This window comes from Gracilibacillus sp. Marseille-QA3620 (assembly GCF_054950035.1).
The window spans coordinates 204,643-227,554 of record NZ_CM143102.1 but is presented as its reverse complement, the minus strand read 5'-3'; the positions used below and the strand labels follow the sequence as shown (position 1 = coordinate 227,554).

Sequence of the window (22,912 nt, the reverse complement as noted above, 5' to 3'; positions counted from 1 at the left end):
CTGTCGCACAGGGTTCGATCTCATAAAAAAAAGCGGCCGAAAATACCCCCGGCAGCATGAGTTCATAAGTCCAATTCATTTGGAAAATGTTCATGAAACGCATGTAATTACTTTATGGTATCAAATACATAGCCGGATTGCAAATATTGTGGACTGCTAAAATATACATGAGCCTTTTTATGTGTGCAAGAACTCATACACTTTTCCAAAGAGCCATTGATTATTCTCACAATGACAAATCAAATGATGACATTCATCAAGCCACACTGCTGTTTTTTCCTTCGATGCTACGGTGTCATATACATATTGGGTACTCTTATACGGTACAATGCCGTCCTGGAGGCCGTGAGCAATAAAGATGGGTACCGAAATATCCTGCAGACGCGGCCGGTATTGTCTGACCAGCCTTCTAAACTGCATAGCTGCAGAAAGCGGTGTATGCTTAATCTTCGCATGATAGCGGAGATATAGAGCATTATCTTTAAGCTGTCCGCGAAGCATTTCACGCCACATTTCCCCAATCTCGATGGAGAGCTGTTTCGGCGAATAGTAGAAAACGGCTGGTGAAAGCAAAACCAATTTATCAATCGATTGATGAGCCGCTAATGTGGATGCAATCATGCCTCCCATCGAAAAGCCAACTACATAAATTGTATCACACTGACACTGCAGTTCATCAAGCGCCTTGCTTGCTGCATCCAGCCATTCGGTATAGGATATGCCTCTTAAACTGCCTCCCTCTTCATGTCCAGGGAGAACCGGACAGGCTGTGACCCAGTCTGTACGCTCTTTTATATATTCCATTAAAGGCTCCACTTCCAGCGGAGAACCAGTAAATCCATGAATAAAAAGGCATCCGATCATTTTATACCCCTAATTCTGTCTATTTAATATATTACCCATTTCCTTATTTTTATTATAAGGTTATGAATAAAAATAATAAAGAAGTCACTCATTTATGCTTTACCGCATGAAACAAATGACCTCTTTTTATTAACCCTTATAGAGCTCCAACAACCTCTTCAAGTCTCATGCCGCGGGATGCCTTCACAAGCACCAGCGCGTGAGGCTCTGTAAGCTCTTTTAATTTCTGAACGAGCGCCTGTTTATCATCGAAGTGGAAGACGCGTTCTGCGCCAAGGTTCCCTTTCGCCCCTTCTGCTAGATTGGCAGACAATTCCCCATATGCTAATACATAATCAATTTCTTCTGTTATGAGTTCTCCCATTTTGTAATGGTAGGCAGCTTCTTCTGGTCCTAACTCGAGCATATCACCTAGAACGAGAATCTTCTTCGTGGCATCTGTCATGGCTTTCACGAGCTCAATGGCTGCTTTCATGGAAGTTGGACTTGCGTTATAGGCATCATTAATGATTTTCTCACCCTTCGCACCGAAGGTTACCTCCATCCGCATATTCGTTAATTTCAGCTCACTGAGACCCTTTGCGATTTCATCAAAGGAAACGCCCATTTCCCTGCCGACAGCAATGGCTGCCATCGAATTTAATACATTATGTGTACCAAGCACCGGCAGAAGGAATTCATGCTGACCTTCCTTTTCAATCGTGAATTTCATGTCATCCTGCCCCGATTCAATCTTAAGCGGGTAGTAATCATTCGTGAGGCTTCTTCCAAACGAGATTTTACGGATTTCCAGGTCGGTAACTCTGTTAATGAGCAGAGGTTCGTCACCATTATAAATTAAGACGCCGTCCGGCTTGAGCCCTTCTACAATCTCCATTTTCGCGTCAGCGATTCCTTCTCTTGAGCCAAGGTCAAGCAGATGGGATTCCCCGATATTCGTGATGATGGCTGCATCAGGTTGTCCGATCTTGGATAAGAGCGAGATTTCCCCGCGGCTGCTCATCCCCATCTCCAGGATTAGCATCTCGGTATCCTGAGGAGCCGATAACACAGTCAGCGGCAGGCCAATATGATTATTGAAATTCCCGCTTGTCTTGTGGACTCGATATTTCGTTCCCAATATGGACGCCGTCATGTCCTTTGTCGTCGTCTTCCCGTTTGAGCCTGTGATGCCAATTACCTTCGTATCGAGCTCATTCAAATAGGCCTTTGCTAATTGCTGCAAGGCCTTTAGACTGTCATCAACAAAGACGAGGGCTGCCCCTTCTGGCGGATTCGGCTGATTATGTTCCCAAAAGCTCGCTGAAGCTCCTTGCTCGAATGCCTGCTGGACATGGTCATGACCATTGCTTTTCTCTCCTTGGAGCGGCACGAAAAGATTGGCATTCGTGATTTTTCTCGTATCTGTTGTGACGCCCGCTACCACGACCTCTTTCATTGAATCGTGAATTTGTCCGTCTACCATGGCTGCAATTTCAGCTAGTGTACGTTTAATCATGTTAATCCTCCATTACTTTTTCGTCCCTGAAATTCAGGTAAGTACATACCATTCAGCATGTACTTACCCTTATCAATACATCTATAGGCTTAGATGGTGTATTTAATTTTTTGTTTTTCCGCATGGCGTTCAAGAGCTAATTGGATAAGCTTTTCAATCAGCTGCGGGTATTCTACGCCCGTATGCTTCCATAGCAGTGGGAACATACTGAACGGCGTGAATCCAGGCATGGTATTCACTTCGTTAATATACGCTTTACCTTCCGCAGTCAAGAAGAAGTCCGCTCGCACTAGTCCAGAACAATCTAATGCTTTGTAGGCTTTAATAGCCATTTCCTTTAGATTCGCATATTCTTCCTCAGTGATCTCAGCCGGGATGACTAAAGCCGTATCACCATCTTCATATTTCGCTTTATAATCATAGAAATCTTTTTTCGGGATAATCTCACCTGCGACAGACACTTCCGGATAATCATTGCCAATCACGCCAAGCTCAACCTCACGCGCCTTGACACCTTCTTCAATGATGACTTTGCGGTCGAATTGGAACGCCTCCGCAAAGGCTGCCAGAAGCTCCTCGCGATTGTCTGCCTTGCTGATTCCAACACTTGAGCCAAGATTAGCTGGTTTCACAAAGCAAGGATAGCCGATTTCTTTTTCGACTTCGTCACAAATCGTTTCTTCATTGCCTGTATATTCTGAACGAAGATAGGATGAATATCCCACTTGTGTAAGTCCTGCCTGTGCAAAGATATTCTTCATAACAACCTTATCCATCCCTGCAGAGGAAGCAAGCACACCATTTCCAACATAAGGGATATTCAACAATTCTAATAATCCTTGAACCGTTCCATCTTCCCCGTTTGGCCCATGCAGAAGCGGGAAGACAACGTCAAAGCCTTCACCAGATTCTTGTGCGACAATGCTATTAAATCCAGTTGCTTCAATGGCTCCCTCATTCGTGCCAAATTCCAATTGTTTCACGGATTCGACCGGCCCTTCAAGCTGAGGTCCCTTGATCCATTGACCCTCTTCATTTATGTAAATCGGATGTATATCAAATTTAGAAGCATCCAATGCTTTAATCACAGCAAGCGCTGTTTGCATTGACACTTTATGTTCAGCAGATTTTCCGCCATATAATAACCCAAGTCTAATTTTCATTTAAACGTACCTCCGTTAATTAATCCATAGTCTATTGTATCATTCCCCTTCAGAACATGAAATGAATCCTGCGAGCTGAATAGTCCATTCTGGGCAAATCACACATTCATCTTATTATATGCATTTTTTCATCCTGGTTGTGAATATTTTAAAAGAGAAAACCTCCCTTTTTATAGGGAGGTTAATTAATTTAACGAACAAGCGTCCATTCTTTTTGTTTCTTCTGGAAAACAAGCTTCGCTGTCTGCCTTGTACGATATACATTTTTCAGCTCATGCTCAAGGTCATCCTCATGGGAGAAGTCCCCGACAGACCATACTGGTATTTCAGCTGTCTGCCTCGTATTAATAGATTTCTCGAAGCTGATAATGGCACCTTCATTAAAGATTGGGGACAATTGCTTGATCATTTCTTGCGGCACATCAGGCAGACTGACCTTTTTCTTTGTGCCAAAAAAGCTTCGCTCCGCCTTGCTCCATTCGGCCAGCTCAGGAATCATTCTGGATAGAATCTCATAGAAATCCTGCCAGCTGCGATAGTAAATCTTATTATAGAGGCCATCCTCCTGCGTTAAATAGACAAAGCGATTATTCATTTTCTGATAAAAAGGGGAACGTAAATGATTAAAGGTATGCCGCACATATAAAATCTCGGCAATCTCCCACGGAGCAAGCTCCTCCAGCCCGTCAATATCCTCAAAGTCCATCCAGACCAGCTGTTCGATTTCCTTGCCGTTCTCCTTGCAAAACCGCTTATAGGATGGAAAGGTTACATAATTAAAGTGTGTATGCATGTCAAATTCAACATCCATGAAAGGATGGTCAAGCAGCAATAAATTCTCAGGCAACTCCTTCATTGCCTGCATGAAGGAGCAGAAATCAATCCCAAACGAAGCAACGAAATGTTCTGCCTCTTGTTTATGAAGATAGATGAAATCTCTCTTAACACTTCTCATTATTACAAACCCCTCCGACATATACCCATTCAGAAATACCTGTCTGAGCACGCAACTGCCAATCTATTTAAACGCATCGAAATACTTATTCTAGACAAATAATAAGTCCGTTCTTTCTTCCCTTATATTTTAGACGAATTAAACGTAAAAAAGATTCATAAATCGGGAAAAAAATCATATTGTAAAATGGCTGTAACATTGGTAAAACACATGGATAGATTTTGCCCTGTTTTTAAGGCATTTAACCATAATAAACCTATCGTATCAGGATGAAATCCCCAAGTCGAGAAGGGAGCATCTATCGGCTTAATTATCGGCAGGAAGACCGAAATCTACATTCTTGCCTTCTTTTTCAAGATAATATGTACAAAAATGGGCGGTGGGCAACAATCAGTTTGTTCCCCACCGCTCATTCGCTCTTTAGAGTTTTAATCTTTGCAGACGCAAAGCATTCAATACAACACTGACCGAGCTAAACGCCATCGCTGCTCCTGCGAGCCATGGGGCAAGCAGTCCGCAGAAAGCCACCGGAATGCCTAATGCATTATAGCCAAATGCCCAAAAAAGATTCTGTTTGATGTTCCTCATGGTCTGCCTGCTTACATATAAAGCATCGGCAACACCTTGCACATCACCCTTCATCAGCGTAATATCAGCTGCCTCCATCGCCACATCAGTGCCTGTGCCGATTGCAATGCCGACATCAGCCAATGCAAGCGCTGGGGCATCATTAATCCCGTCACCGACCATGGCAACCTTTCTGCCTTGCGTTTGAAGATTGCGAACCTCATTAGCTTTTCCTTCAGGGAGCACTTCCCCGATGACATGCGTGATTCCTGCCTGCTTAGCAATCGCCTCCGCCGTACGCTGATTATCTCCGCTGATCATCCATACTTCAATACCCTGGGTTTGCAGTTCTTTGACAGCACGAGCGGATTCTTCTTTGATTGTATCAGCAACAGCCACAACTGCGGCAATCTCTTCATCAACGGCCACAATCATAGCCGTTTTGCCCATACTCTCTAATTCAGCCATCAATGGTTCAACGTCCATAATGGGCAAGCCTGCCTGCTCGACCAAGCGCCTTGTACCGACACGAATCTGCCGGCCATCAAGCTCAGCGACAACGCCATATCCCGGAACAGCCTCAAAGGACGAGACTGCCTTTAATTGCAGCTGGCGTTCTCTTGCCGCCTCCACAATTGCTTCAGCCAGAGGATGCTCAGAGGGCTTTTCAACAGCCGCCGCAATCTGCAGCACTTCCTCCTCACTCCATTGACCCAGCAGCTTGATATCCGTTAAGGCAGGCTTTCCATAGGTAAGCGTCCCCGTTTTATCAAAAATAACCGTATCAATCTGATAGAATGTTTCTAAATACTCTCCACCTTTAAATAGAATGCCATGTTCAGCCGCCCTGCCGGAACCTGCCATAATGGAGGTCGGCGTAGCAAGCCCTAATGCACACGGGCAGGCAATAACGAGGACAGCAATCGTATTCTCCAATGCCTCACTAAAATTGCCTGGTGAAACGATGAAATACCAAGCAATAAAGGTAAGGATGGCAATTCCGACGACGATTGGCACGAAAATCCCGGAAATTTTATCAGCCAATCGCTGGATAGGTGCTTTAGAGCCCTGGGCCTGCTCGACCACTTTAATAATTTGCGCGAGCGCTGTATCTCTGCCAACCTTAACCGCCTTAATCTTGAGGAAGCTGTTCTTATTGAGTGTTGCACCATACACCCTATCTCCAGCTTGTTTATCAATCGGTACACTTTCTCCTGTAAGCATGGATTCATCCACACTGGAGGATCCTTCTATGACCTCTCCATCGACCGGAATTTTCTCTCCTGGCCGCACATAAATAAGATCATCCACACGGACCTCCTCAAGCGGAACGGTCACTTCCTCATTGTCACGAATAATAACAGCAGTTTTCGGCTGGAGGCCCATCAGCTTCTTAATAGCCTCTGAGGAACGCCCCTTCGCTTTTGCTTCAAACAATTTACCCAGCAAAATCAACGTGATTAAGATGGCACTCGTTTCAAAATAGAGAGCTGGATGATGGCCAGCATGACCTGCACTTCTAATGGCTTCATATAAGCTGTAGAAATAGGCAGCCGATGTTCCGAGTGCGACCAAAACATCCATATTGGCACTTCCATTGCGAAGCGCCTTATAGGCCCCCTCATAGAATTGCCAGCCGATAATAAACTGAACTGGTGTCGCAAGGGCTAATTGCACCCATGGGTTCATCAAGAACTCCGGCACATACATCCATGACGTAAAGCTAAAGTGTCCGAACATCGTCCATAGCAATGGAAAAGCCAGGATAGCCGAAATAATGAACTTCCACTGCTGTTTCTTAATGGCCTTCTCGCGCGGGTTATCCTCTTTTGCTTCTGCATCCTCTTTCAACGCTGCATGATAGCCAAGCTTCTCGACTCTCTCAATCAGGTCCCTCTCAGACACCTGGCTTTCATCATATTCAACCGTACCTTCTTCTAAGGCAAGATTCACATTTGCCCCAATGACACCGTCCATTTTTGATAAGCCTTTTTCAATTCTCGTTGCACAGGCAGCACAACTCATTCCTGAGATGACGAGATTCGTCTGCTTCGTTGCCACACCATATCCGATTTTCTCCACCTTATCCTTGATGTCCTGTACAGTTATCTTTTTAGGATCGTACACTACTGTGGATGTCTCGGTAGCGAGATTAACGTTGGCCTCTTCGATTCCGTCCATCTTGCCAAGAACCTTCTCTATTCGTGCTGAACAAGCCGCACAGCTCATTCCAGTCACTTGAAAATGAACTTCCTTCATTCCTTTCACCTCTCTAAGGAAGAAACCAATGGCCTATAAGGGGGGTTATTCTACCTCATATCCTTGGTCATCAATGGTTTCCTTAATAGCATCAAGCGTAACCGCGCTTTCATCGTAAGAAACCTCAACCTTGCCCCCGTTTAAATCAACAGCGACCGTTTTCACTCCTGCAAGACCTCCTACACTCTCCTCCACTGCCTTTACACAATGTCCGCAAGACATACCGCTTACTTTCAATACATCTGTTTTCATCTTTATTCCTCCTATTTTTTCATTAATTTTTGTATGGTAATCAAGACTTCATCCAGAACCTCTGTGTCCCCATCCTGTATTCTCTCGAGCACACAGCTCTTCATATGGCCCTCAAGCAGGAGCTTGCCAACTGAATTCAGTGCTGACTGTGTTGCTGCAATTTGGGTAATGACATCATCGCAATAAACGTCCTTCTCGATCATGCCCTTGATTCCGCGTATCTGTCCCTCAATACGATTAAGACGATGGACCAGATTACGCTTTGTTTCCTCTGAGTGGTGGCTTGTTCTTGCCGTTGTATGCTCACAGCAATCTAATACTTTCTCATCGCCGTCGGTCATCTAAAGCCCCCCTTTCATAATGTTCTCTTCTACGTTAACATACCCCCTAGTGGTATGCAATAGATTCAAACTAGGGAAATGCCAATATTTCAATCTTTTTCATCCATCATTATTGTGGGATATAATAAACAGTATCTACAATAAAAAAGGAGACATGTGCTTTGCTTACAATATATCTAACAAGACATGGACTAACCGAATGGAACGTAAACCGCCGCATGCAAGGCTGGGGCAATGGAGAATTAACGGAGAAGGGCATCAGGGATGCGAAAGCACTTGGCAATCGCTTAGCTGACACCACTATTGATAAAGTGTATAGCAGCTCCTCAAAACGAGCATATGAGACAGCCCAATATATTATTGGCGACCGTGTAATCAGTCTCATTCAAATGGATGATTTGCGCGAAATGAACTTCGGAGATTGGGACGGCCGTATCCGTGAAGAGGTGGAGGCTGAATACCCAGAGGATTTCAAGACATTCTGGGAAAAACCGCATCTTTATGACCGCAATTCCGGCGAAACCTTTGAACATGTTAGAAAAAGAGCTGTTCAAGCATTTGAACGCATTATTGAGGAGAACAAAGAAGGAACCATCCTTATCGTTACCCATTCCATCTTCCTTCGTGTTCTGATGACGTATATCAAGGACATCCCGCTCTCTGATGTCTTTAAAGCCACACCTCCCGGCAATACAAGCCTAGCTAAAGTAGAGGTAGAAAACGGCCAATTGAACTTAATTTTTGAAAACGATATGCAGCATGTTGAATAATGACTACGAAAAAGAGCTGAGACAAAACCTAATTAATTATTCTTCCTGTTAAATAGCAGTTGGAAAGACAAGTTCGTTCCACTAGTCACTAATAATGGAAAGCCACAATCAACTAATGCATGGAAAACAACAAATAAAGACCCGAAGGATTAGACGATAGATACCTTTATCGTCTAATCCTTCGGGTTTATCATTGGCTGAAATACTTATATCCCAGCCGCATTTTTTATCTTGTAGAATGCTTCATCCATTTCTCCGCGAAATCGACTGCTTCTCTCATCGAGAATAAGCGGGAATGAGCACTGCCAATCTTGCCGCGCATAATCTTATGTTCCCTCTCAAACTCCACGCCAATCTCGTCAAAGTCGGTATCATCATAATCCAGGTCGTGAAATTCCACCCACTTCCTGACACCGTCTATTATGATTGGCGCTCCTTTCATAATTTCCGCTCGATTTCCGGCCCTGTACTCTGCCAGATGAAAGCATGTATTCGTTTCATAGGTTGTCCCAATAAACAGGACATAGGCATCTAAATCATACATTTTCCTTAGCGGTGACTGCTCCCCAAGCCCATATTCAAGACTGTGGGCGGACAGGATTTCTTCCTTCCTAGCCCCCCAGCCGGCAAAGGATACCTGCGGATGACTGCTTCTTTTGACACCCTTGAAGGTTCTGAACAGCTCTGGAACCTTGCCCATCCCGCGGGTCGGTGTGACATCGGGATCATAGGCAGGCATCGTACTGCGAACCGTCTCCCACCATTCCCACGGAATCGGTGGCAGCAGCCACTCAGCCGGGTCTGATAAATCAGCTGATTGAGTCGGCATGATAATTGTGCCCTCTTCTGTCACAGCATCCATTATCGCCTGGATAAGTGCGACGGCTCCCCCATTAATCCACCCAATGGAGGATAGTGAGCTATGAACCAGCAAGGTCATGTCCGCATCTACCCCAAGCTCACGCAAATCTTTTCGCAGTTGGTCCCTCGTCCTTGGGAAAGGCGTTTGATCGATCAAACTATTCATGGCCCCACTCTCATTTCATCGTTTTTCTCTATTATACTACTTGATGGAAGACATGAGCTTCATCTAGGCGCCGACAATCATTTCAATATGTTTATGGAGAACAGTCAATTCAGCTGGTGTCTCAGAATATATTTCCCCATCTGTGTCTGCCGCTAGAACCGGTGTCGTCTTCACAGAAAGCGATGATGTTTGGAAATGCTGCAAATTCCCTTGTGCTTCCTTCTCGTTTGGCGGCAGCTCTTCCAGATTGAATACTTCTATGAAGGCACCAAAGGAGGAATCCTTAACAATCAGCACATCAAATAGACCGTCATCAACCTTCATATTCGGAAAAGGAATTGAATTTGTGCCTATATACCGACCGTTCATGACAAGAATCATTACGGCCTCTCCCTCCAATTCATGATCATCCCCTCGAAGAGTGTATCGAAATGGCTCTGTCATTTGCACTGTCTTCAAGGCACTGAGGAAATAACTCAGTTTTCCGATTACCTTCTTTTGAGTATCATCTATATTCGTTGAGGTAGCTGCTACAAGACCGACTCCCCAAAAGTTCAAGAAATAGTGGTTATTAACCTTCCCAACATCTAAAAGCTGTGTCTTGCCCTCCATAAGGCTCTTAGCGGCCTTTGCAAGATTTTGCGGCATGCTAAGCATCCGGCTGAAATCATTGCATGTACCCCCAGGTAGTATCCCTAAAACCGGTCTCTTGTCCAATTCTGCTACACCATTGATGGCCTCATGAACGGTGCCATCCCCGCCAAGTATAATAATCAGGTCAGCTTTCTCTCCCCATTCCCTGCATAGTTCTGTTGTCTCTCCCTCACGCTCTGTCTGTATGACCTCTAATTGTTTAACATGCACACTTATAACTGGCAAGACAGCTGCCAGTGCTTTCTCTGTATCTGCCTGTCCAGCCGTTTGATTGTAAATGAACAGTGCACGGTTATACATATCCATCATCTTCCCCCTCATTTTTTCCGTATTCTATCCCCCTTTATTTTCCCATTTTTACATGGGAACAAAACCATTGTTCTGGCAGGCCTGTATCATTTTGACTATAATTGTAAAATAAACTGATTTTTCTGAACAGAGGGGGGTGGAAATAGATGAAAACCGCAGATTTATGTGATGACTACGCTGATCAACTTAAACTATGCCGAATGGACTTATCCTCATATGGAGGAAAGAGAGAGTTCCATGGCTATATCCAAACCGTAGATGTATTTGAGGATAATTCTTTAGTGAAGGAAAGCCTGCAAACGATTGAGCCTGGAACTGTTCTTGTCGTTGATGGGGCCGGCTCAAGAAATTGCGCCCTGCTTGGTGACCTTTTAGCCGGCATCGCCCGGGACCGCCAAATAAATGGAATCATCATTAACGGCTGTGTCCGTGACTCCGCTGAATTAGCGACCATCCCGGTCGGTATCAAAGCAATCGGGACATGCCCCTTCAAAAGCAAGAAACGCGGCGAGGGAACGAAAGATATCCCTCTCTCCTTTGGGGAAGTAGATTGGATTCCTGGCCAGTACGTTTATGCAGATGATGATGGTATTCTGCTCGCAGAAAAGCCTGTGCACACATGAGTCATCTATATACAGCCAAAAAGGCATTCGGTTAAACCGGATGCCTTTTTTCTGCTGATTCCATGGAGGTGACGAAACTTTACTGCCGCTTCTCCAACGAGATATTAAATGCTTACATTGCATGTCAAAAGTCATTTTTTGGTTAAATTAACGAACGTATGTTCTTATTTGTTCGATTGTTTGCTATAATGGACAAACAAGACCACATCCACGATGAAGACAATCTCCCACAGAATGGGGGTGATACATTTTGACAGTCTTTGAAACCTTGATGGTCACTTTTGGCTTTGCTACTCTGCTGCTCAGCATTATCACGATAAAAAAATAGGCCCCCTGTGTAAATAGAGGCCTGTTTCCCTGTCCTCTGACAGGATGTGGATTCTTCAATAGCCGTGAATGCCCACCATTCACGGCTATTTCTTATTATCAGGGTATCATAAAATGGAAGCCCTTGTCATGAGAGATTCTATCAATAGGTGATTTTATCCATCTTTCTATATTGTGTTTAAGTTTGGCACGAATGGTAAAATGATTATAGAGGTTTTATCAGAAAGGCGGTGAATCTTCATCCTCCTAATACAGGGATGAAGAGGACTAATGTACACAGCTAAATTAATCGCACTATTCATCCTGCTTGCGAGCACTATGTTCTTCGTAGCATCCGAATTTGCCATTGTCAAAGTGCGCGCGACGAGAATCAATCAACTAATCGAGGAAGGCAACAAAAAAGCGATTAATGCTAAACGAGTCATCACTCATTTAGATGAATATTTATCCGCTACACAACTCGGCATTACCATCACCTCTCTCGGTATCGGGTGGTTAGGTGAGCCGACTGTAAAAGCGCTTATTGATCCATTATTCGTTAAACTGCATATTCCGGAATCCGCAGCATCCTTGATTTCATTCGTGATTGCCTTCTCGCTAATCACATTCCTGCATGTGGTTGTTGGGGAGCTAGCGCCTAAATCTGTGGCCATCCAAAAGGCAGAAGCTATTACCGTAAACTTCTCTGGACCATTGATCATGTTCTACCGGATTACCTTCCCAATCATATGGGCACTGAACCACTCTGCACGTTTCATTACTGGGCTGATTGGCATCAAGCCTTCATCTGAGGGAGATATTGCTCACTCCGAGGAAGAACTGCGCATGATCTTAAGCGACAGCTACCAAAAAGGCGAAATCAATCAATCTGAATATAAATATGTAAACAATATCTTTGAATTTGATGAGCGTCTCGCAAGGGAGATCATGGTACCGCGTACTGAAATCCATGTCTTCCAGAAGGATGATAAGCTTGAGGATATTCTTGAGGAGCTCTATGACCTGCAATACACCCGTTTTCCAGTTGCAGATGGAGACAAAGACTCCATCATCGGCTTAATTAACACGAAGGAGCTTATGACGGCCTGCCTTCGTTCCGGCATGAAGATGGATATGCCCATCGAGCCCTTTATCAAGCCAATCATTACAGTCATTGAATCGGTGCCTATTCATGACCTGCTCGTAAGGATGCAAAAAGAACAAACCCATATGGCGGTCTTGCTCGATGAATACGGCGGAACCTCCGGACTTGTCACAGTAGAAGATATCCTTGAGGAAATCGTCGGTGAGATTCGTGATGAATTTGATGATGACGAGCTTCCGGAAATACGGAAACTAGGCGATAACCATTATATTGTTGATTCTAAATTGCTATTATCTGAGGTGAATGACCTGCTCGGCATTCATATCGACAACCCTGATATAGACACTATCGGGGGCTGGTACTTAACCCGTAAGATGGACGTGATTATCGGTGATTCTATTGAGGAAGAAGGCTATATCTTCACCATCACAGAAGCCGAAGAATATCATATCCTTTATATCGAGATTAAGAAAGCTGGATAAAAAAGAAGGCGGCATCGATTTGCCGCCTTCTTCAGCTTTATTCTGTTTCGCCTTCCCATGCAAGCATGCCGCCATTTATGTTCGTAACATCATATCCATATGACTCTAAAAACTGTACAGCACGGGCACTTCGTCCGCCTGCATGGCACACAACGAAATACTCTTTATTCTTATCCAATTCATTCATTCGAAACTCAACAAGCCCCAATGGAATATGCAAGGCCTCTGGAATCTTGCCTCCTGCCACCTCATCCGCTTCACGCACGTCAATGATATTCAGCTGCTCTCCTGCTTCAAGACGAGACTGCACTTCTTGTGGATCAATTGTTTTCACGTTCTTCATTCCTCCCGAAATCTCTTTACCCCTCTAGGTATAACAAATAAGCTTAAAAAAAGCCAATCATTGAACTATCGGCTCTTCACCAATAAACTGACGGCTTCATTCACTAAGGCTTCCTGCTCTTTTCCCTCAGCTGTCTTCACGCATTCCACAAGATTCTCACTCACAATCACCCCGATTGTTCGATCCACAGCTGAACGAACAGCCGACAATTGAGTCACGACATTCTTACAATCCTTGCCCTCTTCCATCATTTTTAAAATTCCGCGAAGCTGGCCTTCCATCCGCTTCACACGGTTCTTAACCTGGTCATTATATTCCATCCGTTTCACTCCTTTAGAAGATTATACCCGAAAAACGATTCCTTATCTAATTGAATGTCATTGTACGCATTCATTCCCATTTTCTCAAGCAATAAACTCCATCTTTTTACCTGTTTATAGGATAAAAATGAAATAAATGGTTATTGAGTGTCTGTATTAGGGTAAAAGATGATATGCCATTTTGTCGAAAGGAGATTCTATCATATGAAAATGAGATCCATGTCACTTGCCATCCTCATCATCTGCGCCGGTATCCTATCAGCCTGTGCTGAAAAGGACAAAATGGAAAGCGGCGCTGAACTAATTGAAGAAGGCAAATTCATTTATACGGCTTCTGGTGAATTCCGGCCATTCAGCTATATGAATGACGATATGACCATGACAGGCTTTGACATTGAAGTCGGAGCAGCCATTGCCAAAGAGCTTGGCCTCGAGCCTGTCCAGAAACAAATGAAATTTAAGGGAATCGTAGAAGGAGTCAAAACCGGCCGCGCCGATGTTGCCGTAGCCAGCCACACCATCAATGACGCACGAGCCAAGCATGTCTTATTCTCCACCCCCTACTACTACTCAGGTCCCCAAATATTCACCCGGCCTGACAGCAAAATTAAAACGGTCGAAGACTTAAAAGGAAAAGAAGTCGCTGTTGCCAAAGGATCTACATATGCAGATACCGCAAGCCAATATACATCCAACATAAAAATGTATGACAGTGACATAACCGCTTTAAAGGCACTCAGTAACGGGCGCCATGATGCTGTCATCACCGACTTTGTCACAGGAGCAACCGCTGCCAAAGAAGGCTTCGAAATTATCGGCCAGCAGCTGATTGAACGAAGCGAACAGGCAGTCGTCATTCCAAAGGATAATCCCATTTTGCTCGAGGAAGTCAATAATGCCCTTGATTCACTCCGCGAAGACGGTACCTTAAAGGAAATCAGCATGAAATACTTTGGAGAAGATATTACAACAAAACCAGAATAATAGATAGAAAGGAAGTTGTTTCGATTGCCGAGTTTCTCGCATTTTTTTAACACATTAATTGATACACGCGGCGTCTTTTTCGATGCCATGATTTTAACGCTTGAATTAACAGTTGTCTCTATCCTAATCGGAATCATTATCGGTTTAGTCGTTGCCCTATTAAAGATATCTCGCATCAAAATTCTTGGCTACGTCTCTGATGCTTATATTTACCTTGTTCGCGGTACACCGCTCATCGTACAAATCTTCATCCTGTACTTTGGATTCAGCGGCATCTTCCTCATACCGGATTTCTGGGCTGCCTCACTTGCACTCGCCTTCCATAACGGTGCCTATATTGCAGAAATCTTCCGCGGAACGATTCAATCCATCGACAGAGGCCAAATGGAAGCCGGCCGCTCACTCGGAATGACCCGCGGACTTGCCATGCGCCGAATTATCTTCCCGCAGGCACTGCGCAGAGCCCTGCCGCCGCTTGGCAACCAATTCATCATCGGCTTAAAGGACTCCTCCTTGGCAGCCTTTATCTCGTTGAACGAACTATTCAACGTTGCCACCACACTCGGGTCCAACAACTTCGACGAGATGAACTACCTGCTCATCGTCGCCGTCTACTACCTAATCCTAGTCGCCATTCTCACACTCGGCCTGCGCGCACTAGAAAAGAAAATGTCCATTAGCGACCAGTAAGGGGGAATAAAACATGGCACGAGAAATGATCAAAATTGAAAACCTAAACAAATCATTCGGGGACCTTCACGTCCTAAAAAATATAGACATGACCATCCACGAAAGCGACGTTGTCTGCCTCGTCGGCTCCAGCGGATCCGGCAAAAGCACCCTGCTTCGCTGCATCAACTATCTCGAAAAAAAGAACAGCGGCAAAATCATCATCGAAGGGGAACAAATCGAAACCACCACCCACAACATCAATGAAGTCCGTCAAAAAATCGGCATGGTCTTCCAGCACTTCAACCTCTTCCCGCACATGACCGTACTCGAAAACGTCATCGAAGCACCGGTCCAAGTGAAGAAGGTACCAAAGGAAACCGCTAAACAAGAAGCCAAGGCACTCTTGAAAAAAGTTGGGCTAGAAGACAAAGCCGACGTCTACCCAAGCAAACTATCCGGCGGCCAGAAACAGCGTGTCGCCATCGCCAGGGCACTCGCCATGAAACCTGACATTATGCTCTTCGATGAGCCCACCTCCGCCCTCGACCCAGAGCTCGTCGGAGAAGTACTGCTCACCATGAAAGAACTCGCCGAAGAAGGCATGACCATGATCATCGTCACCCATGAAATGTCCTTCGCCCGCGAAGTCGCCGACTGGATCTTCTTCATGCACGAAGGAAACATCCTCGAACGCGGCACACCCGAGCAAATCTTCGACAACCCGCAGGAGGAGCGGACACGAGAATTTTTCAGCAGCCAGTTTTGAGGAAGGAAGGAAGGAAGGAAGGAAGGAAGGAAGGCACCCCCAGGTTTTTGGGGGTGTTTTTTAGGTTCTATACTAAATGTTGGGGTGTCCAAAAAAATGGACATAAAAAATAGAGCACACATGCTGCACTTTTCTTATACTTGAATTGTCCAGAAACAAGTCGAAAAGGAGATGTGTGCTCTTGAATTTTATCATAACATTGCCGGGTTTAGAAGGTGTAAGGGTGACAAAGTCCGAGGTGAAGGATAATGGTGTTTTTGAAATAACCGTTGAGATGCCCATGGCACCGCATACCTGTCCAAGATGTGGCGAGGAAACGCAGAAAGTCCATGATTATCGGATTCAGTCCGTTCGGCATCTTAAAATGGCGGAATGACCAACGGTTTTGCAATACCGCAAACGGCGGTATGTTTGTCCTTGTGGAAAGAGGTTTGCCGAACAGAACCCGTTTGTCGATCGGTATCAACGCTTCTCAAAAGAATGGAACCAACAAGTCCAGATACGTACAGTCAAAGCCAAGACATTCACCGAAATCGCCGCTCAATATCATACATCCGTCAGTACCATCATCCGCCGGTTTGATGCCATTGTCCCGGACTCCATGAAGGGATCGGCTGCCTTGCCAGAAGTGATCGCCATTGATGAATTCAAGGGGAACACCGGGAAGGAAAAGTTTCAGCTTATCATTGCGGATGCCCAAACACGAGAGCCCATCGATATTCTTCCGAATCGCCGGAAGGATACGATCAAGGATTACCTGCGTAAACACGGAGCGAAGGTCCGAGTGGTTGTCATGGATATGAGTTTAGCCTTTAAGAGAGCAGTTCAAGAGGCGTTGGGGCGGCCCATCATTGTGGCGGATAGCTTCCACTTTGTCCGATATATGAATTGGGCGCTGGATCGGGTGCGAGTGAGAGAACAGGCCAGGTGGCATGAATATGACCGGAAGAAATGCAAGAAAGCCCGCTATATCTTTCATAAAGCCGCCCATAAATTAACGGAGAAAGACCAGTGGCTTCTTCAGCGATACTTCAGCTTTTCCCCTGAACTCCAGAAAGCATATGAGCTCAAGGAGGCCTTTTATACTTGGTTTTATAAGGCAAAAGAAAATGGAGGAAAAGGGATTCTGGAGACACAGAAAGAACTTCGTCAGTTCTATCAGAAGGTAGAAGGGAGTGGCATTCCTGAATTGAGCAAGACAGTCCAAACGTATCGAAACTGGGAAAGAGAAATCTTAAATCGCTTCGAGTTCAATTACTCGAATGGGTTTGTGGAAGGCTTAAACAACTTAACAAAGGTGATGAAACGGAATGGATTTGGCTATCGGAATTTCACCCGATTCCGCGCGAGGATCCTCCTCCACCATCAATATAAAAACATCGGTCATTCATTAGGATAAGGGAGTAGAGCAAAAAGACTCTACCCCAACACTTGAAAAAGAACCGTTTTTTATTGGGTGTGGGTGGGTAATGAAAGGATGGTGGCAATACTTGTGCCCACCCTTTACCCTCTTTGTGTGGGCTTTCTCTGACGATGCCCACCTTTCGACCACCCTTCACCCACTCTACCTATTCCTTGCATGGGCGAAGGGTGGGACTTGCGTGGCTTTTCCCACCTCTCTCCCATCCTTTCCCCACTCTTCCTATCCCTTACATGGGCGAAGGGTGGGACTTGCATGGCTCTTCCCACCTCTCTCCCATCCTTCACCCACACCTCCTACCCCTTGCATGGGCGAAGGGTGGGACTTGCGTGGCTTTTCCCTTCTCTCTCCCACCCTTCACCCACTCTTCCTATCCCTTGCATGGGCAAAGGGTGGGACTTGCGTGGCTCTTCCCACCTCTCTCCCATCCTTTCCCCACACCTCCTACCCCTTCCATGGGCGAAGGGTGGGACTTGCGTGGCTCTTCCCGCCTCTCTCCCATCCTTCACCCACTCTTCCTACCCCTTGCATGGGCGAAGGGTGGGACTTGCGTGGCTTTTCCCTTCTCTCTCCCATCCTTCACCCGCTCTTCCTACCCCTTGCATGGGCAAAGGGTGGGACTTGCGTGGCTCTTCCCACCTCTCTCCCATCCTTCACCCACTCTTCCTATCCCTTCCATGGGCGAAGGGTGGGACTTGCGTGGCTCTTCCCACCTCTCTCCCATCCTTCACCCACACCTCCTACCAAATTCAAAGGCAAGGGTTTCCCTTGCCTTCAACCTTACTATTTAACTATTTTTCTACGAATTTCCGATACATCTCACGCGGATTATGTTGGTAGCAAGAATAGGTCTTGGTTGTTTCAATGAAGGGGTGATTTCTTTGCGTGTTCTTGATGAAAGAGTTGTAGCTGCTCCATTGGTAGTCTTCCGGTTTTGCAACCATCCCAGCTACTACTGGGTTTAGATGAATATATTTGCTTACATTGAGAAAATAATTCTCTTGATCTACATGGATAGCATGAAAGCGATCTTGAAAGACATGACCTTGAGTTTGATATGTGCGATTGAAATAACTGGAGTAGCGCTGCAAGATGGTTTGCATGATTTTACTCGGAGAATGTGTGGTGGACTGAATGAGGAGATGAAAGTGGTTGTTCATAAGACAATAAGCGTGAAGTTTAAATTGATATTTATGATGGGCTTCTGTGAGAATAAGAAGAAATCGATATTTATCTATATTGTTCAAAAATATCGGTTCCTTTCTAGCTCCTCGGTTCGTAATGTGATAAATAGCATCATCAATCCATGAACGTGGTATTGGCAATGTTTTTTCCTCCTTTCCAAAAGTATTCCCTCCACCCTATTTTCATTCGCCCACCCTATCCCCATTTCCTCCAAAAAACACATAAAAACCGGAGGCCAAAGGCTCCGGTTTTCATCCATCCTATTTCTTATGCATCTTAAATTCCAGGAATAGCTCGTTATAGTAGGCGAGCATTTTCTTTCCGAGGTTGTTGTAGACCTCGAGTCTTGAGGTTAGTTCCTCGGATGGGTAGAAGCGTTCATCGCTTGAGACTTCTTCGCCAAGGATGTCCAAAGCAGCGGTGTTCGGCGTTGAGTAGCCGACGTAGTCTGCGTTTTGGGCGGCGTTTTCAGGGTCAAGCATGAAGTTGATGAATTGGTGTGCCCCGTCTATGTTTGTGGCTGTTTTTGGGATGACCATGTTGTCGAACCAGAGGTTAGATCCTTCTTCTGGGACGACGTAGTCGATGTTTTCGTTTTCCCACATGATGTCGGCGGCGTCGCCTGACCAGACGAGACCAACGGCTGCTTCTTCTTGGGCAAGCAGCATTTTGATTTCATCCCCGACGATGGCTTTGATATTTGGTGTCAGGGTGTCGAGTTTGTTTTTCGCTTCTACGAGATGGTCTTTATTTGTGTCGTTGAGCGAGTAATGCAGGCTGTTTAAGCCCATTCCCATAACTTCGCGGGCGCCGTCTACGAGGAGGATTTGATTTTCGAGTTCTTCGCTCCAAAGGTCGTTCCAGCTGGTGAATTTCATGTCAGGGAGCATTTTTGTATTATAGGCGATTCCGACTGTTCCCCAGAAGTAAGGAATCGAGTATTTATTATCTTCATCAAAGGATAGATTCAAAAATCGATCGTCAATGTATGGAAGGTTTGTCAGCTTGTCATGGTCAAGCTCATGGAGCAGGCCTTCTTCCTTCATCTTACTGATGGCGTATTCAGATGGAACAGCGATATCATAGCTTGTTCCGCCTTGTTCGATTTTTGTCATCATCGCTTCATTGGAATCAAAGGTTTGATAGATGACCTTGATGCCTGTTTCTTCTTCAAATTTATCAATTAAATCCGGGTCGATATAGTCTCCCCAGTTGTAGACGGTCAATGTATTGTCACCTGAGTATCCTTCTGCACTATTCAATCGATTGATTAAATAAAGAAGACCGAAGGATACAACCAGGATGATGATAAGTGAGCGGGTTAATTTACTCATTCTCTAACCCCCATTTTTTGTGGCCTACCGCTGCGTTTGGTAATGAAGTAATACCCGATGACCAATAGGATTGTGAACAGGAATAGCAATGTACTCAAGGCATTGATGGTCAACGAGATTCCTTGGCGTGCCATAGAGTAAATCTCGACTGATAAGGTACTGAAGCCGTTTCCTGTTACGAAGAAGGTAACGGCGAAATCATCGAGCGAGTAGGTCAATGCCATGAAGAACCCGGCAAAGATTCCCGGTGTGATGAATGGCAGAATGACCTTCGTGAGTACATTCCATTGGCTTGCCCCAAGGTCGCGTGCAGCATCGATTAAGGTCGGGCTCATTTCCTGCAGCTTTGGCAGCACCATGATGACGACGATTGGCACACTGAAAGCAATATGTGACAGAAGCACGGATACGAAGCCAAGCTTGATACCGATAATCGTGAACATAATAAGGAAAGAGGCACCGATGATAACATCAGGGCTGACTATAAGTACGTTGTTTAATGATAACAGCGTATTTTTTGTTCTTCTTTTCCTCACTTCATGGATGGCCAAAGCGCCAAACACACCTAGAACGGTGGAGATCAAGGCAGATAATAGAGCGATAACCAGAGTATTTAAAACAATAATTAAAAGCCGTGTATCAGCGAAAACTTCCTTATACCAGTCAAGTGTGAATCCATCAAAATTATGCATCGTTCCACCCGCATTGAAGGAGTAAAACATTAAATAGAAGATTGGCGCATACAGGATGGCAAACACAAGAATTAAGTATAGATTTGATAGTTTAAATTTCTTCATTTCCCATCCCTCACTTTCTTCTGCCTGTCAGGATCATAATTAACACCATGGCAATAATCAAAAACACGGCAATCGTTGCACCCATTCCCCAGTCCTGGGTGACGAGGAAATGCTGTTCAATCGCGGTACCAAGTGTGATGACACGGTTACCCGCAATCAGGCGTGTGATCATGAAGAGTGACAAGGCAGGAATGAAGACGGCTTGTGCCCCTGATTTAACCCCGTCAATCGTTAGCGGAAGGATGACGCGTCGGAAGGTCACCCATTTGGATGCTCCAAGGTCTCTTGCCGCATCAACATAGGATTGGTTCATTTCTTCAAGCGCATTATAGATTGGCAGAAGCATGAACGGGATAAAGATATAAGTGGCAACAAAGATAAAGCTGAAATCCGTGAACAGGATTTGTTGCGTTCCAATGCCGAGCACCTCCAAGAAGGCGTTGGCAGCACCGTAAGTGCCGAATATGCCAATAAAGGCATATGCTTTTAAAAGCAAATTGATCCAAGTCGGTAAAATAATTAATAGAAGCCATAATTGCTTATGCTTTGTTTTTGTCAGTAATAATGCCGTTGGATAGGCAATCAATAAAGCGAGTGCCGTTACAATAAAGGCGTACCAGAATGAGCTAAGTGTCATTCTTAAGTATACCGGCGTAAAGAACTTCGCATAGTTCTGAAGCGTGAATCCGCCATCAATGCCGATGAAGGAATAATAAACAACCAAAAGGATTGGGAAGACGACAAATAGCGCAATCCAAAGTGTGTATGGGATGAGATATAAGGTTTTGGCTCTATTCTTCATGGCCGGCCTCATCATACGCTTCTAGACGTTTATCGAATTCTTCTTCCGTTTCCCCCGGCAGCATGACATGGATCGCTTCCTCATCGAAATTCAAGCCAATCTCATCTCCCACAATCGCTTTTCTCGTGGAGTGAACGAGCCATTCATTACCTGCCTCATCAAAACAGCAAATCTCGTAGTGGACACCGCGGAACAACTGAGAATCAACGCGCACTTGCAGTTTCCCTTTCTCACGGGATGTAATCTCAAGGTCCTCTGGACGAATAACAACTTCCACTGTTTCGTTTGGTCTAAAGCCTTGGTCGACACAGTCAAATTCCTTTTCGCCAAATTTGACCTTAAAGTCCGCAATCATCTTACCTGGTACGATATTAGATTCCCCGATGAAATCAGCAACGAAGCGGTTGACCGGCTCGTCATAAATATCTGTTGGTGTTCCGCTTTGTTCGATGCGCCCTTTGTTCAGAACAAAGATCTCATCACTCATGGCAAGTGCCTCTTCTTGGTCATGTGTGACGAAGATAAAGGTAATACCAAGGCGGCGCTGCAGCTCGCGGAGCTCATATTGCATTTCTGTGCGAAGCTTCAAGTCAAGGGCGGATAGCGGTTCATCAAGAAGGATAATTTCCGGCTCATTCACAATCGCACGCGCGATAGCAACACGCTGGCGCTGACCGCCGGACATTTCTTTGATTTCACGGTTTTCATAACCGGCTAAGTTCACGAAACGCAGAGCCTCGGTTACCTTTTTTGCTACCTCCGCACCCTTCATCTTTTTGATACGCAGACCGAAGGCGACGTTTTCAAATACGTTCAAATGAGGGAATAACGCATAGTCCTGGAAGACCGTGTTCACTTGGCGTTCATTGGCAGGAACATCGTTAATCCGTTTTCCATCGAAATAAATATTTCCTTCTGATGGCTGCATGAAGCCAGCAATCAGACGGAGGATAGTCGTTTTACCACAGCCGGACGGACCGAGAAGCGTGTAGAATTTCCCGCGTTCAATCTCGAAGCTAACATTCTTCAATACGGCTGGATCGTCATCATATTGCTTGGTGACGTTCTCAAAACGAATAATGGGTTGATTAGTCATGGTCATTACTCCTTCTAT

The 22,912-nt window shown here is 45.1% G+C and carries 23 protein-coding genes and 1 pseudogene; 8 read left to right on the top strand and 16 right to left on the bottom strand.

Features of this window, described 5'->3' with window-relative positions:
* Positions 1–177: 177 nt before the first annotated feature.
* The 7 genes from ACY8DX_RS01240 to ACY8DX_RS01210 form a co-directional block, all read right to left on the bottom strand.
* Positions 178–864 (bottom strand): alpha/beta hydrolase, encoded by a 687-nt coding sequence (locus ACY8DX_RS01240; RefSeq protein ID WP_462406064.1) that lies wholly within the window; start codon positions 862–864, stop codon positions 178–180.
* A 136-nt stretch (positions 865–1,000) separates the two neighbouring features.
* Positions 1,001–2,362 carry a UDP-N-acetylmuramoyl-tripeptide--D-alanyl-D-alanine ligase gene (locus ACY8DX_RS01235; protein ID WP_462406063.1) on the bottom strand — a complete coding sequence of 454 codons (1,362 nt, stop codon included), beginning with the start codon at positions 2,360–2,362 and terminating at the stop codon, positions 1,001–1,003.
* Positions 2,363–2,451: 89 nt separating this feature from the next.
* Complete coding sequence (locus tag ACY8DX_RS01230; protein ID WP_462406062.1) at positions 2,452–3,525, bottom strand: D-alanine--D-alanine ligase; 1,074 nt, start codon at positions 3,523–3,525, stop codon at positions 2,452–2,454.
* 190 nt (positions 3,526–3,715) lie between these two features.
* The gene (locus ACY8DX_RS01225) at positions 3,716–4,480 is read right to left on the bottom strand and encodes a hypothetical protein (protein WP_049672456.1); all 765 of its coding nucleotides are present in this window, start codon (positions 4,478–4,480) and stop codon (positions 3,716–3,718) included.
* Between the two features lie 420 nt (positions 4,481–4,900).
* A complete protein-coding gene (locus ACY8DX_RS01220; RefSeq protein WP_049672457.1) occupies positions 4,901–7,306 on the bottom strand; it encodes a heavy metal translocating P-type ATPase in 2,406 nt (801 codons plus the stop codon).
* 45 nt (positions 7,307–7,351) lie between these two features.
* Positions 7,352–7,558, bottom strand: a complete 207-nt coding sequence (gene copZ / locus ACY8DX_RS01215; protein WP_049672458.1) for a copper chaperone CopZ — start codon at positions 7,556–7,558, stop codon at positions 7,352–7,354.
* Between the two features lie 11 nt (positions 7,559–7,569).
* Positions 7,570–7,899, bottom strand: a complete 330-nt coding sequence (locus ACY8DX_RS01210; RefSeq protein ID WP_049672459.1) for a metal-sensitive transcriptional regulator — start codon at positions 7,897–7,899, stop codon at positions 7,570–7,572.
* 161 nt (positions 7,900–8,060) lie between these two features.
* On the opposite strand from ACY8DX_RS01210, the gene ACY8DX_RS01205 reads away from it, so the two are divergent.
* Positions 8,061–8,669, top strand: coding sequence for a histidine phosphatase family protein (locus ACY8DX_RS01205; protein ID WP_462406061.1), 609 nt, complete (start codon positions 8,061–8,063; stop codon positions 8,667–8,669).
* A 226-nt stretch (positions 8,670–8,895) separates the two neighbouring features.
* Here ACY8DX_RS01205 and ACY8DX_RS01200 read toward each other — a convergent pair whose 3' ends face one another.
* Both ACY8DX_RS01200 and ACY8DX_RS01195 read right to left on the bottom strand, forming a co-directional pair.
* Positions 8,896–9,696, bottom strand: coding sequence for an AAC(3) family N-acetyltransferase (locus ACY8DX_RS01200; protein WP_462406060.1), 801 nt, complete (start codon positions 9,694–9,696; stop codon positions 8,896–8,898).
* 63 nt (positions 9,697–9,759) lie between these two features.
* Positions 9,760–10,659, bottom strand: a complete 900-nt coding sequence (locus tag ACY8DX_RS01195) for a diacylglycerol/lipid kinase family protein (RefSeq protein WP_439802385.1) — start codon at positions 10,657–10,659, stop codon at positions 9,760–9,762.
* A gap of 146 nt (positions 10,660–10,805) precedes the next feature.
* Here ACY8DX_RS01195 and rraA point away from each other — a divergent pair, with 146 nt between their 5' ends.
* From rraA to ACY8DX_RS01180, 3 genes are all read left to right on the top strand, one after another.
* On the top strand, positions 10,806–11,282 hold the full coding sequence (gene rraA / locus ACY8DX_RS01190; RefSeq protein WP_049672462.1) for a ribonuclease E activity regulator RraA: 477 nt from the start codon (positions 10,806–10,808) through the stop codon (positions 11,280–11,282).
* 271 nt (positions 11,283–11,553) lie between these two features.
* Positions 11,554–11,610, top strand: a complete 57-nt coding sequence (locus ACY8DX_RS01185) for a hypothetical protein (protein ID WP_462406877.1) — start codon at positions 11,554–11,556, stop codon at positions 11,608–11,610.
* Positions 11,611–11,879: 269 nt separating this feature from the next.
* Complete coding sequence (locus ACY8DX_RS01180) at positions 11,880–13,175, top strand: hemolysin family protein (RefSeq protein WP_049672463.1); 1,296 nt, start codon at positions 11,880–11,882, stop codon at positions 13,173–13,175.
* 37 nt (positions 13,176–13,212) lie between these two features.
* Here the strand turns inward: ACY8DX_RS01180 and ACY8DX_RS01175 are convergent, their stop codons facing one another.
* Both ACY8DX_RS01175 and ACY8DX_RS01170 read right to left on the bottom strand, forming a co-directional pair.
* Entirely contained in the window at positions 13,213–13,509 is a 297-nt protein-coding gene (locus tag ACY8DX_RS01175; RefSeq protein WP_049672464.1) for a rhodanese-like domain-containing protein, read from the bottom strand.
* Between the two features lie 74 nt (positions 13,510–13,583).
* Positions 13,584–13,838: a metal-sensitive transcriptional regulator gene (locus tag ACY8DX_RS01170; RefSeq protein ID WP_049672465.1), complete on the bottom strand. Its 255-nt coding sequence runs from the start codon at positions 13,836–13,838 to the stop codon at positions 13,584–13,586.
* A 204-nt stretch (positions 13,839–14,042) separates the two neighbouring features.
* On the opposite strand from ACY8DX_RS01170, the gene ACY8DX_RS01165 reads away from it, so the two are divergent.
* The 4 genes and pseudogenes from ACY8DX_RS01165 to ACY8DX_RS01150 all read left to right on the top strand — a co-directional run bounded on the left by ACY8DX_RS01165 (position 14,043) and on the right by ACY8DX_RS01150 (position 17,659).
* Entirely contained in the window at positions 14,043–14,822 is a 780-nt protein-coding gene (locus ACY8DX_RS01165; protein ID WP_462406059.1) for a transporter substrate-binding domain-containing protein, read from the top strand.
* A 24-nt stretch (positions 14,823–14,846) separates the two neighbouring features.
* Complete coding sequence (locus ACY8DX_RS01160) at positions 14,847–15,512, top strand: amino acid ABC transporter permease (protein WP_049672466.1); 666 nt, start codon at positions 14,847–14,849, stop codon at positions 15,510–15,512.
* Positions 15,513–15,525: 13 nt separating this feature from the next.
* Positions 15,526–16,260, top strand: a complete 735-nt coding sequence (locus ACY8DX_RS01155; protein WP_462406058.1) for an amino acid ABC transporter ATP-binding protein — start codon at positions 15,526–15,528, stop codon at positions 16,258–16,260.
* 181 nt (positions 16,261–16,441) lie between these two features.
* Positions 16,442–17,659, top strand: a pseudogene (locus tag ACY8DX_RS01150) (ISL3 family transposase).
* Between the two features lie 812 nt (positions 17,660–18,471).
* On the opposite strand, the gene ACY8DX_RS01145 reads toward ACY8DX_RS01150, so the two are convergent.
* From ACY8DX_RS01145 to ACY8DX_RS01125, 5 genes are all read right to left on the bottom strand, one after another.
* Entirely contained in the window at positions 18,472–19,005 is a 534-nt protein-coding gene (locus ACY8DX_RS01145) for an REP-associated tyrosine transposase (protein ID WP_439801958.1), read from the bottom strand.
* A 120-nt stretch (positions 19,006–19,125) separates the two neighbouring features.
* Entirely contained in the window at positions 19,126–20,199 is a 1,074-nt protein-coding gene (locus ACY8DX_RS01140; protein WP_049672470.1) for an ABC transporter substrate-binding protein, read from the bottom strand.
* The gene (locus ACY8DX_RS01135) at positions 20,196–20,996 is read right to left on the bottom strand and encodes an ABC transporter permease (RefSeq protein ID WP_049672471.1); all 801 of its coding nucleotides are present in this window, start codon (positions 20,994–20,996) and stop codon (positions 20,196–20,198) included. The genes ACY8DX_RS01140 and ACY8DX_RS01135 overlap by 4 nt, the downstream gene beginning before the upstream one ends.
* Positions 20,997–21,006: 10 nt before the next feature.
* Positions 21,007–21,798, bottom strand: a complete 792-nt coding sequence (locus ACY8DX_RS01130) for an ABC transporter permease (RefSeq protein WP_049672472.1) — start codon at positions 21,796–21,798, stop codon at positions 21,007–21,009.
* Entirely contained in the window at positions 21,788–22,894 is a 1,107-nt protein-coding gene (locus tag ACY8DX_RS01125) for an ABC transporter ATP-binding protein (RefSeq protein WP_049672473.1), read from the bottom strand. The genes ACY8DX_RS01130 and ACY8DX_RS01125 overlap by 11 nt, the downstream gene beginning before the upstream one ends.
* Positions 22,895–22,912: the final 18 nt, after the last annotated feature.

Coding starts and splice junctions, on each gene's coding strand:
- ACY8DX_RS01240 (WP_462406064.1), bottom strand. CDS start 864: ATGATCGGATGCCTTTTTATTCATGGATTTACTGGTTCTCCGCTGGAA.
- ACY8DX_RS01235 (WP_462406063.1), bottom strand. CDS start 2,362: ATGATTAAACGTACACTAGCTGAAATTGCAGCCATGGTAGACGGACAA.
- ACY8DX_RS01230 (WP_462406062.1), bottom strand. CDS start 3,525: ATGAAAATTAGACTTGGGTTATTATATGGCGGAAAATCTGCTGAACAT.
- ACY8DX_RS01225 (WP_049672456.1), bottom strand. CDS start 4,480: ATGAGAAGTGTTAAGAGAGATTTCATCTATCTTCATAAACAAGAGGCA.
- ACY8DX_RS01220 (WP_049672457.1), bottom strand. CDS start 7,306: ATGAAGGAAGTTCATTTTCAAGTGACTGGAATGAGCTGTGCGGCTTGT.
- copZ (WP_049672458.1), bottom strand. CDS start 7,558: ATGAAAACAGATGTATTGAAAGTAAGCGGTATGTCTTGCGGACATTGT.
- ACY8DX_RS01210 (WP_049672459.1), bottom strand. CDS start 7,899: ATGACCGACGGCGATGAGAAAGTATTAGATTGCTGTGAGCATACAACG.
- ACY8DX_RS01200 (WP_462406060.1), bottom strand. CDS start 9,696: ATGAATAGTTTGATCGATCAAACGCCTTTCCCAAGGACGAGGGACCAA.
- ACY8DX_RS01195 (WP_439802385.1), bottom strand. CDS start 10,659: ATGATGGATATGTATAACCGTGCACTGTTCATTTACAATCAAACGGCT.
- rraA (WP_049672462.1), top strand. CDS start 10,806: ATGAAAACCGCAGATTTATGTGATGACTACGCTGATCAACTTAAACTA.
- ACY8DX_RS01180 (WP_049672463.1), top strand. CDS start 11,880: ATGTACACAGCTAAATTAATCGCACTATTCATCCTGCTTGCGAGCACT.
- ACY8DX_RS01170 (WP_049672465.1), bottom strand. CDS start 13,838: ATGGAATATAATGACCAGGTTAAGAACCGTGTGAAGCGGATGGAAGGC.
- ACY8DX_RS01165 (WP_462406059.1), top strand. CDS start 14,043: ATGAAAATGAGATCCATGTCACTTGCCATCCTCATCATCTGCGCCGGT.
- ACY8DX_RS01155 (WP_462406058.1), top strand. CDS start 15,526: ATGGCACGAGAAATGATCAAAATTGAAAACCTAAACAAATCATTCGGG.
- ACY8DX_RS01140 (WP_049672470.1), bottom strand. CDS start 20,199: ATGAGTAAATTAACCCGCTCACTTATCATCATCCTGGTTGTATCCTTC.
- ACY8DX_RS01135 (WP_049672471.1), bottom strand. CDS start 20,996: ATGAAGAAATTTAAACTATCAAATCTATACTTAATTCTTGTGTTTGCC.
- ACY8DX_RS01130 (WP_049672472.1), bottom strand. CDS start 21,798: ATGAAGAATAGAGCCAAAACCTTATATCTCATCCCATACACACTTTGG.
- ACY8DX_RS01125 (WP_049672473.1), bottom strand. CDS start 22,894: ATGACTAATCAACCCATTATTCGTTTTGAGAACGTCACCAAGCAATAT.